Below are 16,724 nucleotides of genomic sequence, written 5' to 3'. Positions count from 1 at the left end.
TCGTCGCGAGTCCTCCTTGACGTTGGGATTAAGAGAGAATATTGTGCTGTTGAAGTGTGAGATACAAATTCCGGAGTGCGCGTCCCCGGTGGGAAATAGCATTTTTGGCCTTTCCATTCATTTCACCAAATGTTTGCTTTGTCTCCAGTGCTTCAAAAACAGAATCGTATCCAAAGCCACCGTCACCTCGGGGCTCCTCCGTAATTATTCCTTCGACGGTTCCCTCACCACTCAAATCCTGTTGTCCGTCAAAAAACACGGCCACCGTTCGGAAGCGGGCGGAACGATTCTTTCGAGGTACTGATCGTAATTCCCGAAGCAATTTTTGTACATTATCTTCATACGTAGCATCTTCGCCTGCATATCGGGCAGAAAAAACCCCGGGGGCGCCGTCCAGGTAATCAACCTCCAACCCGGTATCATCCGACAGCACCGGAACCCCGAGCGATTTATAGATAACACGCGCCTTCTTCAATGCGTTTTCGTACAGTGTGTTCCCGTCTTCTACAACGGCGGGCGTATTCTCAAACTCCGCTAGCGTTTTAATCCGGAGACCAGGGCGGGCCATAATCTCTCTAATCTCCGCCACCTTATCCTGATTCCCGGAAGCGATAATGATAGTACTAACCATTAGACCTCTGGCTTAATATTCTTCCGTTGCACCCTGCAGTTCCACGTGGACCATCATGTCCACCGCAATATTTCCGCCGGATATGACCTTGGTTTGCACACCAATAGGCTCTTCCACCACCGCGAGAATATCCGTCAGCCCCTCCACCCAATCCGGGATGTGATACGGAGCGATCACCTCGAGCTGGACTTCATCCTCAATAAATATTAAGTCCCCGGCCTGCAGCGTATCCAGAGCAACCCACTCTACTGTGAGATGTTCCCCGAAATCACCGGAGTCGTAATCCAGGTCGTTTTCCTGACATTCGATATACACTTCATTTTCCACCAGATTAATCACACCCCCGGCGGTGTCCGCCTGCAACATACCAACGCCGTGACTCACTTCTGCAAAGTTGATTGTCTCCGGCGATCCGGGTTGTGTCATCCCCCGGTGTACCCCTACTAATTGTCCCATTGACGCCTCATTTACACCAATTTTCGCTTTGCAATTGCGGCGTAGTATAGTAAGAATACGCCATCAATACAAGAGAGAACTCCCGAGCTGATATTATGGGCCGGAAGGCTGTACTAACTTGGGTTCCAGGTATAATGAAGTTTGAGTGTATCACAAAAAAAACCGTACTCGGTTATCCAAGTTTTTCAATGAGATCAACGACCCGATGCGAGTATCCGGTTTCATTATCGTACCAGGCGGAGACTTTGATAAAATTCGGGCGCAACACACGGGTCAGCTGAGCGTCATAAATGGCCGAATACGTACTCCCTTTAATATCAACGCTGACCAACGGCTCATTCGTATAATGCAACAAGCCCTTCAGATTGCTTTCCGACGCCGTTTTCATCGCCACATTTATATCATGGATGGTGGCTTCATTCCGTAATTGCAATGATAAATCAACAATAGAACCATCGGAGACCGGTACCCGGTAGGACATGGCGTCTATCTTGCCTTCCAGTTCCGGGAGAACCCGTTCAATGGTATATCCGGCATGGGTGGTCGTCGGAATAATCGACAGTGCAGCAGAACGGGCCCGGCGCATATCCTCATGTGGATAATCCAGCAGGCTTTGATCCAGGGTATAGGCGTGAATCGTCGTGAGATACCCGTATTCTATCCCGAAGTGCTCATGAATCACCTTGCACAGGATCGCTGAAGAATTTGTGGTTCCGGACGCATTCAGAATAATCTGCTCATCGCCAGCCAAATCATGATGGTTGACGCCGTAGACAACCGTCGCATCCGCAGGCTCTTCAGACGGAACAGTTGAAAGGATCTTTTTGGCGCCCGCGTGTAAATGTTTCTCCAGTTCCTTCCGGGGGCGCTTTTTCCCGGTGGACTCTACCAATACATCGACATCCAGGTCCGCCCAGGGAAGATCTTTCTCCTCCCGGACATTCATGATTTTGACGGCATCGCCATCAACGACTAGCTTATCGTCCTTGACCTCCACCTTCTTTGGAAACCTGCCATGGATAGAGTCATGTTTCAGCACTGTGGCCAGCATCTCCGGGTCGGCAATATCATTTATCGCCACAAATTCCACATCGGCATCCAGTGAATGGGCCGCCCGATAAACGGATCGCCCGATCCGCCCAAACCCGTTTATTGCAACTCGTACCGCCAATTGAACCTCCTGTATTCTGTCAAGTCTTTACCCCACCGAATCGAATGGAAAAAAGTAGATCAAAAAGGTGCCTATTGCAAGCCGATAACAACGCGAACAGATGGGGGTCGGAAAAGAGAAAAAACGGTATAGGGTTATAGGATATAAGGGGGTATAGGGGAATAAGAGGGAGAAGGGAAAATGGAGGAGAGGGAAAAGAAATAAAAAAACTGCGTAGTAAATATGAAGAATGAAAAAATTGAATTTCCAGCACCAAGCCCCGCAGGGGTGGTTGCTTTCAGCCCTCCAAATCATTGGAAGAGATGCTGTGGTTATTGTCGCCTCGTAATAAGATTACGAGGCTAGCCTTTGAATCTCATTCAAAGGCGGAATCGGAAAAATCCTGTCATGAACCCGTCAAAGGCCGGGCCACTGACGGGCCTGGTCGAATGAGCGGGAACTACCAACGACATGAAAGCTCTAAACCATAGACCGGGGACACCCGACTCAAGGCAGACGACGGTTTCAACTATAACACATAAACACCCGAACACTCTGACACTGCTTTTTAACACTGTCTTTAACTATCCCCTTTTTATTATATTGCCGTCGGAAATGAGATGCTACTCCTATGAAGATTTTTCTGAGATTGTCACCCCGGAAGGAATCTCTATGAGGAAGGGGGCTTTCTCAGGGCCAAATGCTTTTAATGCATAGGCAAACGAACATTTTAGCCCACTAACAGTACGAAAGCGCATGGATCTTTTTTCAACAAACGAAAATTCAGAGCGGCCGCTCCCCCCGCTCGCGGAACGGTTGCGCCCTGAAACCCTCGACGAATTTGTCGGCCAGGAAGATCTGGTCGCCGAGGGGAAGATTCTGGCTAACGCCATCCGGAGCCGGCAGCTCTTCTCCATGATCTTCTGGGGGCCTCCCGGCACCGGCAAAACTACTCTGGCCAAGATCTGCGCCAACGCGGTGGATGCGAAATTCTTTCAGCTCAGTGCGGTTTCCTCCGGCGTCAAAGATGTGCGCAAAATAATCGAAAAGGCTGAACTCCTCCAGCAAAAGCAGACCCGCACCATCCTGTTCATCGATGAAATCCATCGCTTTAACAAGGCTCAGCAGGATGCCCTGCTGCATGCCGTGGAAGATGGCTCAATTGTACTTATAGGCGCCACAACGGAAAATCCGAGTTTCGAAGTAATTTCCCCGCTGCTCTCGCGGTGCCGCGTGCTCCGGCTGCATCCGCTGAAGCAGGACCATCTCAAGAGAATCCTGGAACGGGCGCTGAAACAAGACGTCGTCCTCCGGCAGGTTAACCTGTCGCTGTCGGAAGAGGCGGAGGATCTACTCCTGGATAGCGCCGCCGGTGACGGCCGGCGACTGCTGAACGTGCTGGAAATTGCGCTTCAGCAGCAGCGCGACGACCAGGTCGATCAGGAATCGCTGGAAATCGCAGAGGATGACATCCGGGAGGCTCTCCAGCACCGAACGCAGCTCTACGATAAAAAAGGCGACTACCACTACGATACCATCTCTGCATTCATCAAAAGCATCCGGGGAAGCGACCCGGATGCCGCTATCTACTGGCTGGCGGTGATGCTGGAGGGCGGGGAAGACCCCAAGTTCATCGCCCGGCGCTTGATCATCAGCGCCTCCGAAGATATAGGTAACGCCGATCCGTACGGAATTACGCTGGCCACATCGACATTCACCGCCATCGATTACGTAGGGATGCCGGAGGCTGCGATCATTCTGGCGCAGGCTACAACGTACCTGGCCAGTACGCCCAAAAGCAACGAATCGTATATGGCTATTAACCGCGCTATGAGTCACGTCCGGAACCACGGCGCCGGATCAGTGCCGCTGCATATCCGGAACGCTCCGACTGACCTGATGAAGTCCGAGGGATACCACGAAGGGTACGACTACCCGCACGATCACCAGGAGCACTTCACCGAGCAACAGTACCTCCCGGACGAGGAAAAAAACGCTGCTTTTTATCATCCGTCATCTCTTGGGAGGGAGAAGTACTTCCGGGAGCGGCTCAGCCGCTTTTGGTCTAACCGATACCAGTTCGACGAGTCCGACTAATGCGAACTTCCGCAGCTCTTCACATCGCTGGGATAGTAATTTTTTCTCTGATCGCAGGGATTATGCTGCCCGACCAATCCCCGGCACAGGACCGGCTGGAGTTAATCCATGCGGACGAGCTGCGGAACACCCAGGAGAATGGAAAAAACATTCAAATCCTCGATGGCGCTGTGCAATTTCGGCGCGGGGAATATGATATGTTCTGCGACCATGCCGTCCGGTATGAGGCGACGGATGTTTCCATCTTCACCGGGAACGTCCGGGTCTTCGGGGCACAAGACACGCTCACGTCGGATACGCTCACTCTCTACAACACACGTAATTTACTATTCGCAGAAGGTAACGCCCACCTGAGATCCGGGAACCGGTCGCTGCACGGTAATCGCATCCGATACTTCACCGAAAAGGACGTGGCAAGCGCCGCAGGAAACGTAACCTTGCAGGAGGAGGGTCAGCGGGTGACAGCGGATTCCGTCTGGTACAACGAGGCGACGAGGGATGCGGAAATTTACGGGAGTTCGGAATCGCCGGCCTCAGTGTATGATCCCTCCCGGCAGATCCGGATTACCGGGCCGGTTATTACCCAAAACCTGCGGACAGAGTCGCTGAAAGCCATCCGGCGGCCAATCCTGACCAAGTTGGACTCGACAGGGCAGGACGTAGTCCGGATTATCGGAAATACCATAACCGGGAATCCGGACAGCGGGAGTTATGTGGCGCAGGAGCAAGTGGTGATTACCCGTGACTCTATGCGGGCGGAAACAGAACTGGCCACCTTCCGCGAGGAGCAGGAGGAGGCGGTGCTGGAACAGTCGCCGGTGGTATTTTACACGGAGAACACCATCCGTGGCGAAACCATTCATTTGTACTTCCACGATGACAAGGTTCGGCAGGTGTATATTCCCAGTGATGCAGAAGTCCGCTCCGTTTCCAAAGGGTATGTGAACCGCCGGATTAGCGTGACAGCGGATACGACCGACACGCTCGCTGCTCCGACCGATTCCGTTCGGACGGTCAGAGACACTATCAGTCAAGAAAACGTGATCCGGGGTACTCAGCTGCGGATGTGGCTGGAGGATAACAAGATTCGGCGGACCCGGGTGTCCGGTATGGCCACCAGTACCTATCATGTGTTTGACGACTCGGTGTACCAAGGCATCAACGAGACCAGCGGCGATACGATTATCCTGAGTTTTTCATCCCTGGGCGATTCGCTCCAACAAATTGACGTCATTGGAGGCACCAGAGGCACGTTCAAGCCGCACCGGTCGAATACTTCTGTCGATACCACAATTTATTACGAAGCCGATCACATCGTCTTCCAGGTACCGGAGCGGATCACCAATCTCAAGTACGAGGCGGACGCCCGGTATCAGGGCATGGAGCTGGAGGCCGGTCTCATCGACGTCTTTTGGAACCGTAATCTGCTCATTGCCACGCCGCTGCCGGATTCCGTCGATGCGGAACGGTACCAGCGGAATGTGCCGCTGTTCACCCAGCGGGGACAGGAGCCAATGTCCGGCGACACGCTCATGTATAACATCAAAACTCAGCGCGGCCGCGTGATCCAGGGTCAGACGAAATTCGAGGACGGCTTTTATACCGGCAAGAAAATCATGAAACGGGGCGAGAAGACGCTCTACGTCAACTCCGGCATCTACACGACTTGTGACCTGGACTGGCCGCACTATCATTTCCAAAGCGACAGAATGAAAATGATTGTCCAGGACCTGGTGGTGGCGCGGCCAATTGTAATGTATATCCACGATGTCCCGGTATTTGGGCTGCCATTTGCTGTGTTTCCTCAAAAGTCCGGGCGGCGAAACTCCGGGTACATCCTGCCGACCTGGGGCGAGAGCAGCCGATCCGGGCGGTACCTGAAAGGCCTTGGCTTCTATTGGGCGCCCAGCGATTACTGGGACTACCGGGTCCAGCTCGACTTCTGGGAAAAGCGCGGAATTTCGGTCCGTCAACGATTGCGATACAATAAACGTTACTCCTTCAATGGAAATATTGGCTTTAATTATGATAAGGAAATTTTCCGTGCAGCACGAACGGAGAACTACCAGATTAGCGTCACGCATAATCAGACAATTGATCCCACCATGGATCTCCGGGTGAATGGCCGGTACGTGAGCAGCAGCCAGTTTCTCCGGGAAACCTCGTTGGATCGTCAGGATCGTCTCCGGCAGCAGATCGTCTCCAACGCGACGCTCAACAAACGGTGGGAGGGCACCAAGAACTCCATGTCGGTGAACCTGCAGCGAACGGAGAATTTGCAGAACGGAAACATCACCGAAACATTACCGCAGTTATCGTTTCGCCGGGGAACAGATAAGCTACTCAAGGCGCCGGCACTCGCCAATTATGAGACCAAGAACAAGTGGTTCTATAATATTAATTATTCCTACAACTCCAACTTCCGGAACCGCCACGAGCACCGACTGATTACTGGTTCCACCTATATCGATCCCTATGGTCGGCAGATTGATCTCGGAGCCGATTCCACGTATATCGACGAGTACCAGCGGGGCGTTCAGCATAGTTTAAGTTTCAGTAATCCCCGGAAAATCCTGAGTTATTTTAGCTTCAATCCCAGTCTCAATGTTAGCGAAGACTGGGTACCGGCCTATCGGGAGCCGGTAGTCGTCAATGATACCGTCCAGGTCGATTCTTCCGGCAATGTTCAGTTTCGGAAAATTACCCAATTCCGGGCCCGCCATACCTACAACTTTTCCTTTGGCACTTCCACCAAACTGTACGGCCTGTTTCAGATACCATTCGGGCCGGTGACCGCCGTCAGGCATGTAATGACGCCAAACGTCAGCTATAATATCGGCCCGGATTTTTCCGACCGGTTTTACGACTATTACTTCTATGGTACCATGCCGGATAGCAGTGTACGCAAGTTTGACCGGTTCAGGGGGACGGCAGTCGGCGGTACCCGTGCCAGTGAGCGCCAAAGCCTGTCTATAAGTCTCCGGAACGTGTTCCAGGCCAAATATCTGTCCGGCGGGTCGCGCTCGGATACGGCCGCCACCGAGAACAAGGTTGACTTCCTGACCTGGAATATCAGTACCGGATACAACTTCGTAGCCGAGGAAAAACCGTGGAATCAGATCTCCAGCAGCTTGCGCGCATCGCTGGGACGCAAACTGTCGTTGGACGTCTCCATGCGGCACGACCCGTATCAATACGATTCCAATGAACTGGCGGCCTTTCCGCGCATGACCAACCTGAGCCTCTCCACCGGATTCAATTTATCCGGACGGAGCTTCAAACAGGTTACGGCGCAGGACTCAGCCGCTATCGATACCGCAATGACCGATACGACAGGTTTGGGAGCATTTTCGGCACAGAACCAAATGAGCGACGCGATGATTCCGTCGGCCAGTCAGTCCTTCGGCACCGGCAGCAACCAATTCTGGAGCGTGCGGCTGAGTTTCCGGTATTCAATTAACAAAAATAATCCAAACGTGGAACCGGAGCCGACATTCTGGATGAACACCAATACCGAGCTGAATCTCTCCAAAAATTGGTCAGTCTCTGTAAGTTCCCGGTTTGATATGGCCAAGCGGGAGTTGGTAAGTACGGATTTCACTATCCGCCGGGATCTCCACTGTTGGGAGATGTACTTTACCTGGACACCCACCGGCTACGGCAGAGGGTATTATTTGAAAATCAACGTGAAGTCGCCGAGTTTGCAGGATGTGAAGGTGGAATCCCGCGGCGGCCGGAGCAATCGTTACGGATATTAAACGGAAGGAAATCGGCATGACAAATCTGACACTGGTTGAGCACCCCTTGATCTCTCACTGGATTACGGTACTTCGGAACAAGCAGACCCGACCGGCCGACTTCCGTCGCGCCATGGCAAACGTCACGCGCCACCTCTTTTTTCATGCCACGGAAGATCTGCCGGCGACAGATGTCACTGTAGAAACACCGCTGGCGTCGACCGGCGGTCAACTCATCGACACCGAGATCGTGCTGGTGCCGATTCTCCGCGCAGGCCAGGGAATGGTAGATCCGATCCTGGAAACGGTGCCGGACGCACTGGTCGGGTATCTCGGCATGTACCGGGACGAGGAGAGTCTGGATCCGGTGTCGTACTACTTCCGGCTCCCGGATATCTCGGATGACTCTCACATTTTCGTCATCGATCCCATGCTGGCCACCGGCGGGAGTTCCTCGCTGGCGCTCACGCATGTCAAGAAACAGACCGACTCGACCAACGTTACCTTCCTTTGTATCATCGCCGCGCCGGAGGGGGTAGAGCGGTTGAACGATGAACACCCGGATATTCACATCTATACCTCGGCGCTAGACGAAAAGCTGAATGACGACGCCTTTATCGTTCCCGGCCTGGGCGATGCCGGCGACCGGCAGTATAATACGTTGTGATTATGAGAATTTAATGGACGCTCACCTTGCAATGAGATTGCAAGGCTCCAGCGGACAGCCACTTAAAGTGCCGTTCGCGGTTGATAAAAAAATACCGCCAATGTCCCTGAGAGGGAACAAAGGTGGTATTGATGCAGGAGATCCCTCCGGAAGACTACCCTATCTCTGACTAAAATCCTGAGTATTCGCGAACTATCCGAATGCCTATCCTTGGCTATTTTTTAATTTTAACACACTTTTTTATTGCCCTTTTGTCTTGACACAAAAGGGCGAAAAAGTCAAGGCTGCCAATTCAATTTCGGTATCGGTTCCAATCGTTTCCGAGGCAAAACCAGAAACTCACTCCGCTCAAACAACTGGTTTTGCCTTCCTCCACCGATTGACCGCTAGATCGAAATTGAATTGGAGGCCTAAACGAAAACTAAAAATATGATTTCGAGTTCTATAGCCATTGTGGTGTAATTCCGGTAATTGACCCTTTCAGGGGTCGCTGAGCCTGAAAGGGTCTGCGGGGAGAGAGAAACGGGAAGTCCGGAATATAACCCTTACCTCCAACAAAAGGAATCTCAACCATATCTGATACATCAGTTCGCATCATCCACTGCGAGGTGGAGATCAACGTTCCCACAGTAGATGTCTGGCGCGCCTGGGAAGATATTTTATTGCACAGATTGAAGTATCGTTTTGAGCACGGGCCTATGGGTTGGGACAATCCGCCGGAGCTCTAAATCAACTCTCCAGCGGACGGCCGCTTAAAGCGCCGTTCGCGGTCGATAAAAAAATACCACCGTCGTCCCTGAAAGGGAACAACGACGGTAAGCATCTTTGTTAATCAATTAATCCGAAATTTACTCAGCCAGAATCCGATACACCTCTTCCGGACTTTCAGCGTCTAGTAGCTGCTCCCGGACGTCCTGATCTTCCAATTTCTTTACGATCTCGGCCATCACGTACAGGTGCGGGGCTCCGCCATCTTTGGGACTGACCATCAGCGGGATAAAAATTGCCGGCTCGCCGTCGCGGGACTCAAACTCCAGCCCCTCACGGACGATACCGAACGCCATCGCAACACTGTCCACCGCAGACGATCGCGCATGTGGATAGGCGATGCCGTCACCCAATCCGGTGGAGAGGCTCTGCTCCCGGGTCTGCACATCATGAAGCACGATCTCCCGATCCTGGATGACACCGGCATCCGCCATGGCCTCAACCAAACTGGCGATCGCATCATCTTTGGTAGCGGGATGCCAGTCGATCAGTATCGTTTCGGGCTGTAAAAGGGATTCTAAATCCATAGGGGAAAAAGCTACAGCCTTCCCGGTTACTTTGCAACGGAAATGGTGAATGACCTTTGTTCTTATGGTGACTTTTCATAATTTTCGGTCAATCAATACGGGAGTGGCGAAAGGAGCCGATTATGAAATATTGTCACAGTTGTCGATACGAATTTAAGGATGAAGTGGACGAATGTCCGGATTGCGGCGTTGAGCTAAGCACCGAACCGCCGGCGCCGGATAAATACAAGGAAGTGGAATGGGTGGAGCTGTATCAGGTCAACGGCACTATGTACGCGGAAATGATAAAAGAAGTCCTGGATAACGCGGAAATCCCGAACTATCTCTCCTTCGATTTCATGAGCAGCGCGTATTTGCTTCGGGGCGCAAACCTGGTGGGGACCAGCGGAAAGCTGTTTGTACCCAAAGATTTCAAAGACGAGGCGCTGGACGTGATCGAACCGATGATCAATGAGGAAGGCGGGGACACAGCCGAATCATGAGTCAGCACATTACCAGCGTCAAAGGCACTAATGATATTCTCCCGGAGGAGTCGCCCAAATGGCGGTACATTGAAAACACAATTCACAAAATCTCCGAGGAATATAATTACAGAGAAGTCCGCACACCGGTGTTCGAGGAGACCCAACTCTTCGCCCGGGGGGTCGGCGAATACACCGATATTGTCACCAAAGAGATGTACACCTTTCTGGACAAGGGCGAAAACAGCCTCACCCTGAAGCCGGAACTCACCGCCCCGATCATCCGCTCCTACATTCAGCATCATTATGATCAGACGTATCCGCTGAGCAAAATTTACTATCTCACGCCGCTCTTCCGGCAGGAGCGCCCCCAGGCGGGACGACAGCGCCAGTTTCACCAGTACGGCATCGAAGCCATCGGCTCGGAATATCCGGAAACAGATGTAGAAGTAATTGCATTTGCCATGGATGTGTATCGGCGATTGGGTCTCACCGCGGAAGCCGGACACCTGGAACTTCGGCTGAACAGCATCGGCGACAGCGCGTGCCGGCCGGATTACCTGGAAGCGTTGCGAACCGAACTGGAACCCCACCGGTCGGATCTCTGCAAAACGTGTCAGGAGCGATTCGAGTCCAATACGCTGAGACTTTTCGATTGTAAAAATGAATCCTGCCAGGGAATTCTGGACGCGCATGCCCCGAAAATCACCGACCATCTCTGCGATGAGTGCCATGAACACTTCGGCACGGTGACGGAATTGCTGGATGAGTTGGAAATTCCCTATATGCTCGACCATAAACTCGTCCGCGGACTGGATTACTACACCCGCACAACCTTTGAGATCACCAGCGATCTGCTGGGCGCGCAGGATGCGCTGTGCGGCGGCGGTCGCTACGACAAATTGGTTGAAGAACTCGGCGGAAATTCGACGCCGGCCGTGGGATTTGCTGCGGGTATCGAACGACTGATCATGGCGCTGGAATCCGAAGGTCTTTTCCCGGATTTCACCGACTCCATCGACCTGTTTATCGTGCTGGTGGGCGACTCAGTCAGAAATCGTGCGTATAAAATATTACAAAGACTCCGTGAGCAGGGCGTCCACTGTGATATGGATTTTCTCCGGCGGAGCGTCAAAGCTCAGTTCCGCGAGGCCAATCGCCAAAATGCGGACTACACCATTGTCCTCGGCGAAAACGAGCTGGAAGCCGGCGAGGCGACGATAAAGAACATGGATACGGGCGAGGAACAGATGGTGTCGTTTGACGGATTAGGAGGCTTCTTCAAACGCAACTTGTAACTCAAAAAGTTCACCGCAGAGACGCAGAGATCGCAAAGCCCATCCACCCTCAAAATAACAGTTTTAAATATTCGAAGGTATCCACATCAAAGCTACCTGATTCCCGTTTTATTATAAATATCCACAACATAATTTTACTTGAACACATAAACACCCGAACACTATAACACTGTCTTTATGGGATTATCCAACCGTCAGCTAAAACACCTCTCTTCCCTGAGCCGGAAGAAATTTCGCCGGGAGCACGGGCAGTGCGTCATCGAAGGTGTGCGGCTCTGTGAGGAGATACTCCGCTCGGACTGGCCACTCCGGGAGATGTACTATACCGGGGATTTTGCCGAACGGGATGACTCGGAAGTACTGTTCGGCGTTGCCGGGGAAAAACACCTCAACCCGACGGAGATTTCCAGTCACGAGATGCAAAAGATCACCAACACCGAGCACCCGCAGGGTGTGGCGGTATTAGCGGATATTCCGGACCGCCCGGACTTTGAGCCGGAACCGGACTGGCACCCGGAAATACTCCTGTTGGATGGTATCAGTGATCCCGGAAATTTTGGCACGCTGCTTCGTTCCGCAGACTGGTTCGGGGTGCGGGAAATCCTTGCCGGGCCTGGCAGCGTGGAGTGGACAAACCCTAAGGTAATGCGCGCGTCTATGGGCGCGGTGTTCCGGGTAACAGTTTTGGAAATCAATGACTGGTTTCCCGTCCTTGCACAACTGCGTAACACATCCTATTCAATTTTTACCGCTGATATGGATGGGGTTGGAGTCAATCAAATCTCCCGTGAGGAATTGCACCAACCCTGGGCGTTGGTGCTGGGCAACGAGGCCCACGGCGTTTCTGTATCGCTGGGACAATCAGCGAACAAAAAACTTACCATACCCGGTGATGGTCCGGCTGACTCACTGAACGTGGCCATGGCGGGGACGGTGTTACTTTACGCGTTGACAGCGATTGAAACTTGAAACGCGAGACGTCATTGAATTGGGCTTGATTAGACCTAATAAATACGTATTGCGTAGAGACGCCATTTCTGTCGGTGACCGCTATCAGCGTCGCCGACAGTGGAGAAAAACTATCGATTCAATTATTAATGTACCATTTACCTCGCAATAAAATTGCGCGGCTTGCTCCAATAGCCTTGGAATCTTATTCCAAGGCGTCACAACAGATTGAGATTCAAGATACACAATACGCAGTACGAAATACTGACCCTAGAAACCTCTGAGAACTGACGGTATGAACGACTCCATTAAGCCAAAAAATGATTCCGGCTCCGATGCTCCCCGCTTCCCGAAGCGCTGGCCAACGATTGGTATCGTGTTTCTCAGCATCCTGCTGCCGTACTTTTTTGCGGCGTTCTTTATTCAGCCGGAGGATGGAGTTATACCGCAAAGTGCCCGGATTTACATCTTCATCGGGGAAATTTTTATTCTACTGCCGAGCGCTTATTACGTCCTCCGAAATAATTATAATCCGCGGTTTCTCTACCGGCTGCGCACGGTTACCTGGACGGTGTTTCTCTGGGCGGCGATTATTGGTCTCAGTATTTCTGTGCTGGGCGACGAATTCGATCGCGTGATTTCCATGTTTATCGAGCCGCCAGCGTGGCTGGACGAATCGCTGATGTTCTTCGAGATAAATTCATTCGGCGAGTTTCTCCTCATTGTCGGGGCGCTGGTTGTCATTACGCCTATCGCCGAAGAGTTGCTGTTCCGGGGATTCCTCCAGACTACGCTGGAGCATCGGATTCGCGACGTTACCAAAGCAATCCTGACCACGGCGCTGGCGTTTGCGCTTCTGCACATGAACACCTGGTGGATCCTGCAACTCTATGTGTTTGGCGTTGTATTGTCATATCTGTCCTGGCGATCCCAGAGTGTACTGCCCGGCATTGCGGCACATATGAGTATCAACGGATTATCGCTGTTATTCTCCAACCTCGATCCCAACGGATTGGGCTGGTACCAAATGGGAAATCACGTCTCGCCGGTCTGGATTGGGTTGGCCATCGCCGGCACCTATTACGGATTTCAGCGAATCAACCGGGAGTTTCCACTGGAAGATCGACAGTCCGACACCATCTTTCCGAAAGACAATTTAGCCGAGTCGGATCATCCTTCCCTGCCTCCGGAGAATTAATTTTCCCGCGGACGGAATCGGGCACCCCAATCCTTCTCTGGGATACGAAATTTTCTCTATAGAAAGGCGGTTTTTTTTGGCATATTACATAATTGCGATAATATCTTAGAAAAACGACGGGAGTCATGCTTACGCAAGAGATCAACATATTGCTGGACACGTTGCGTCGGCTGAATCGGCGGAATGCTCACGCCAACCTTAAGAAAATTCTCCATAAGACTCACGCCGCCGATTTGGCCACCATTTTTCGTTACCTCACCGAGCCGGAACGACGGGAAATTTTCCCACTGATCTCCGACCGGAATCACGCGGCGGAAGTCCTGAGTGAAATGGACGATTCGCTCCGGGTGGAACTGATTAACCAGCTGACCCGCGAACAGGTTATTGAGCTGTTTTCCGAGATGGCCACGGATGATCTGGCGGACGTGCTCGGCTTGCTCCCGGACGATCTCTCCGGCGAAATCGTCCAGCTTATGGAGCCGGAGAGCGCCATCGACCTGGAAGCTATCATGGGCTACCCGGAGGATACCGCCGGCGGTATCATGATTCCGGAGGCGTTTTCGCTGAACGAGGATACCACCGCGTCAGAAGCTATCGAGGTGCTCCAGCAGTCCGAAAACAGCGAAATGGTTTTCTACGTCTATGTGGTGGATGACGACAATCATCTAAAAGGCGTGTGCTCGCTGAGGCAGCTACTGATGGTTAGCCCAAAGAAGGCGCTGAAAGATTTTATGATCACCCAGGTGGTCAGCGTGCTCCCGGAAACGGATCAGGAGGAGGTCGCCCGGCTGGTGGGCCGCTACAATATCCTGGCGCTGCCGGTGGTGGACGATGAAAACCATTTGCTGGGCATTGTAACCGTCGACGACATCATCGACGTTATCCGGGAAGAGGCCACCGAGGACTTTCTCCAGATGGCCGGCGCCGGCCGGGATCGGGAAATTTTGCTGAAGAGCACCTATGAGGAATCCAAGCTCCGCTTCCCGTGGCTTTTCGCCACCTGGATCGGCGGGATAGTGGCCTCGATGATCGTCAGTTCCTTTGGCGATCTCCTACAACGAGTCGTCGCCCTGGCTGCCTTCATGCCGATTATCGCCGGAATGGGCGGGAATATCGGCACCCAGTCCGCCACCATTGTCATCCGAGGGCTGGCGACCGGTCGGGTCAACATCCGGGAAGCGGGACACGTGATCTTCAAAGAATTACGTGTCGGTTTAATCCTTGGAATTACCTACGGCATTGCGCTGGCAATCCTGGTAAAAATAATCTATACCTCCTCCGGAATAATGGTCGGGGTAGTGGTGGGGCTCGGAATCTGCGCCGTCATGATCCTGGCAGCGCTCATGGGAGCATTTGCGCCGATTGTTCTGAATAAACTCAACGTGGATCCTGCCATTGCTACAGGGCCGTTCGTAACAACTTCCATCGATATCCTCGGCCTGTTAATCTATTTTTCAATCGCCATGGCACTCCTGTAAAATCCATTGACCGTTTCCTTTCTTGTAATAATACTGTTTTGGCTTCCGGTGCTGCTGTACAGCGCCAGTTCGCTTTTTTTCTATGTGGGACTCCATCGCCGTCAAGCCGGCTCCAACAAAAAGAAACACTTCATCTCCGTTATCATCGCCGCCCGGAACGAGGAAGAGAACATCCCGGCGCTCCTGGACAGCCTGATAAAGCAGGAATATCCTTCGGATCGCTATGAAGTCATCGTTGTGGATGACAAATCCACCGACTCCACGGCAGAAACCGTGAAAGAATATTCCCAGCGAAGTGAGGAGCTGCGGCTGCTCCGGGTGGAGGAAACACCGGACAACTATTCACCTAAGAAATACGCTCTGACTGTCGGGATCAAAGAGGCCCGCGGCGATATTATCCTCACCGTTGATGCCGATTGCATCGTCCGGCCCACCTGGGTTGGCACGATGAATTCCTATTTTACCGAGGATGTCGGAATGGTGGTCGGTTACTCCGGCGTCAGTGTCACCGACCGGCGATCCTGGCTGCAAAAGTGGCAAGCGTTCGACTTCCTGGCGCTGATGGCCGCCAACGAAGGCGCCCTGAATCACGGTATTCCACTGGCGTCATCCGGACAGAATCTGGGATTCCGGAAGTCCGCATTCCAGGAGGTCGGCGGGTATGATTCTATTGCCGAGCGCGCCACCGGCGATGATGTCTTGCTCCTCCAGCTTATCCGGCGGAAGACCGAATTCGAGATCGTCTTCGCCGGCACTCCGGAGGCCTATAACAACACCTCACCGGAACTGACGCTAAAGGATCTCCTCCATCAGCGTATTCGCTGGGCCTCCGACGCTCCAATTCAGCTCTGGATGGACCCGGCATTTTTCGCATATCTCGTGGCCGTCTTCTCGATGTATGTCGTCTTTATCGGTGGGATTCTTTACGCTCTGTTCAACCCGGGATTCTGGATAATTGTCGGCGCCGGATATCTTGTGAAAGCACTTAGCGAGTTCGTACTACTCAACTACGCAACGCAAATCTATGCCCGCCGGGATCTGATGGGCCAGTTCCCGGTCTGGACCCTGCTGCAGATTCCGTACATCATCGTGACTGGTCTCGGCGGCGTATTTTTCAACTACTCCTGGAAGGGCCGGACCCGGAAAGAGGTGAAACAGATTGGGGAAAAAGAACAGGGATAGGGTATAGGGGAAGAAGAGGGAGAAAGGAGAAGGGAAAAAGGAAAAGAATAAAACCTGCCACCAATTTATTAGTGGAGAGACAAATGCATAAAAATTCATACAAATTCCGTCAGGGATGGCTGATGA

13 protein-coding genes are annotated in these 16,724 nt (G+C 52.5%); 9 read left to right on the top strand and 4 right to left on the bottom strand.

Features of this window, described 5'->3' with window-relative positions; genetic code table 11:
• Positions 1–28: 28 nt before the first annotated feature.
• From rdgB to gap, 3 genes are all read right to left on the bottom strand, one after another.
• Positions 29–631: an RdgB/HAM1 family non-canonical purine NTP pyrophosphatase gene (gene rdgB, locus K9N57_08010; protein MCF7804119.1), complete on the bottom strand. Its 603-nt coding sequence runs from the start codon at positions 629–631 to the stop codon at positions 29–31.
• A gap of 12 nt (positions 632–643) precedes the next feature.
• Entirely contained in the window at positions 644–1,087 is a 444-nt protein-coding gene (locus K9N57_08005; protein ID MCF7804118.1) for a hypothetical protein, read from the bottom strand.
• 172 nt (positions 1,088–1,259) lie between these two features.
• Positions 1,260–2,258 (bottom strand): type I glyceraldehyde-3-phosphate dehydrogenase, encoded by a 999-nt coding sequence (gene gap / locus K9N57_08000; GenBank protein MCF7804117.1) that lies wholly within the window; start codon positions 2,256–2,258, stop codon positions 1,260–1,262.
• 735 nt (positions 2,259–2,993) lie between these two features.
• On the opposite strand from gap, the gene K9N57_07995 reads away from it, so the two are divergent.
• The 3 genes from K9N57_07995 to upp are packed head-to-tail and all read left to right on the top strand — an operon-like array spanning position 2,994 to position 8,738.
• On the top strand, positions 2,994–4,334 hold the full coding sequence (locus K9N57_07995) for a replication-associated recombination protein A (protein MCF7804116.1): 1,341 nt from the start codon (positions 2,994–2,996) through the stop codon (positions 4,332–4,334).
• Complete coding sequence (locus K9N57_07990; protein MCF7804115.1) at positions 4,334–8,092, top strand: hypothetical protein; 3,759 nt, start codon at positions 4,334–4,336, stop codon at positions 8,090–8,092. The genes K9N57_07995 and K9N57_07990 overlap by 1 nt, the downstream gene beginning before the upstream one ends.
• Before the next feature lie 16 nt (positions 8,093–8,108).
• On the top strand, positions 8,109–8,738 hold the full coding sequence (upp, locus tag K9N57_07985) for a uracil phosphoribosyltransferase (GenBank protein ID MCF7804114.1): 630 nt from the start codon (positions 8,109–8,111) through the stop codon (positions 8,736–8,738).
• Positions 8,739–9,586: 848 nt separating this feature from the next.
• On the opposite strand, the gene K9N57_07980 is transcribed toward upp, so the two are convergent.
• Positions 9,587–10,033 carry a PTS sugar transporter subunit IIA gene (locus tag K9N57_07980; GenBank protein MCF7804113.1) on the bottom strand — a complete coding sequence of 149 codons (447 nt, stop codon included), beginning with the start codon at positions 10,031–10,033 and terminating at the stop codon, positions 9,587–9,589.
• Positions 10,034–10,155: 122 nt separating this feature from the next.
• On the opposite strand from K9N57_07980, the gene K9N57_07975 reads away from it, so the two are divergent.
• From K9N57_07975 to K9N57_07950, 6 genes are all read left to right on the top strand, one after another.
• Complete coding sequence (locus K9N57_07975) at positions 10,156–10,515, top strand: DUF2007 domain-containing protein (protein MCF7804112.1); 360 nt, start codon at positions 10,156–10,158, stop codon at positions 10,513–10,515.
• Positions 10,512–11,792: a histidine--tRNA ligase gene (hisS, locus tag K9N57_07970; protein ID MCF7804111.1), complete on the top strand. Its 1,281-nt coding sequence runs from the start codon at positions 10,512–10,514 to the stop codon at positions 11,790–11,792. The genes K9N57_07975 and hisS overlap by 4 nt, the downstream gene beginning before the upstream one ends.
• A 177-nt stretch (positions 11,793–11,969) precedes the next feature.
• Positions 11,970–12,761 carry an RNA methyltransferase gene (locus K9N57_07965; GenBank protein MCF7804110.1) on the top strand — a complete coding sequence of 264 codons (792 nt, stop codon included), beginning with the start codon at positions 11,970–11,972 and terminating at the stop codon, positions 12,759–12,761.
• Between the two features lie 274 nt (positions 12,762–13,035).
• Positions 13,036–13,938, top strand: a complete 903-nt coding sequence (locus K9N57_07960) for a CPBP family intramembrane metalloprotease (protein MCF7804109.1) — start codon at positions 13,036–13,038, stop codon at positions 13,936–13,938.
• Positions 13,939–14,063: 125 nt separating this feature from the next.
• A complete protein-coding gene (gene mgtE, locus K9N57_07955) occupies positions 14,064–15,416 on the top strand; it encodes a magnesium transporter (protein ID MCF7804108.1) in 1,353 nt (450 codons plus the stop codon).
• Positions 15,417–15,422: 6 nt separating this feature from the next.
• Positions 15,423–16,598: a glycosyltransferase gene (locus K9N57_07950; protein ID MCF7804107.1), complete on the top strand. Its 1,176-nt coding sequence runs from the start codon at positions 15,423–15,425 to the stop codon at positions 16,596–16,598.
• Positions 16,599–16,724 lie beyond the last annotated feature (126 nt).

The sequence above is a fragment of the Candidatus Neomarinimicrobiota bacterium genome (genome assembly GCA_021734025.1).
In the GTDB taxonomy this organism is placed as follows: Bacteria; Fidelibacterota; JAANXI01; order JAANXI01; family JAANXI01; genus JAANXI01.
Note: the sequence above shows the minus strand (reverse complement) of the source record. Positions and strands in the feature narration are given on the sequence as shown.

What these genes read in the sequence shown, in the direction of transcription:
- rdgB (MCF7804119.1), bottom strand. Translation starts at nt 631, where the DNA reads ATGGTTAGTACTATCATTATCGCTTCCGGGAATCAGGATAAGGTGGCG.
- K9N57_08005 (MCF7804118.1), bottom strand. Translation starts at nt 1,087, where the DNA reads ATGGGACAATTAGTAGGGGTACACCGGGGGATGACACAACCCGGATCG.
- K9N57_07995 (MCF7804116.1), top strand. Translation starts at nt 2,994, where the DNA reads ATGGATCTTTTTTCAACAAACGAAAATTCAGAGCGGCCGCTCCCCCCG.
- K9N57_07990 (MCF7804115.1), top strand. Translation starts at nt 4,334, where the DNA reads ATGCGAACTTCCGCAGCTCTTCACATCGCTGGGATAGTAATTTTTTCT.
- upp (MCF7804114.1), top strand. Translation starts at nt 8,109, where the DNA reads ATGACAAATCTGACACTGGTTGAGCACCCCTTGATCTCTCACTGGATT.
- K9N57_07980 (MCF7804113.1), bottom strand. Translation starts at nt 10,033, where the DNA reads ATGGATTTAGAATCCCTTTTACAGCCCGAAACGATACTGATCGACTGG.
- K9N57_07975 (MCF7804112.1), top strand. Translation starts at nt 10,156, where the DNA reads ATGAAATATTGTCACAGTTGTCGATACGAATTTAAGGATGAAGTGGAC.
- hisS (MCF7804111.1), top strand. Translation starts at nt 10,512, where the DNA reads ATGAGTCAGCACATTACCAGCGTCAAAGGCACTAATGATATTCTCCCG.
- K9N57_07965 (MCF7804110.1), top strand. Translation starts at nt 11,970, where the DNA reads ATGGGATTATCCAACCGTCAGCTAAAACACCTCTCTTCCCTGAGCCGG.
- K9N57_07960 (MCF7804109.1), top strand. Translation starts at nt 13,036, where the DNA reads ATGAACGACTCCATTAAGCCAAAAAATGATTCCGGCTCCGATGCTCCC.
- mgtE (MCF7804108.1), top strand. Translation starts at nt 14,064, where the DNA reads ATGCTTACGCAAGAGATCAACATATTGCTGGACACGTTGCGTCGGCTG.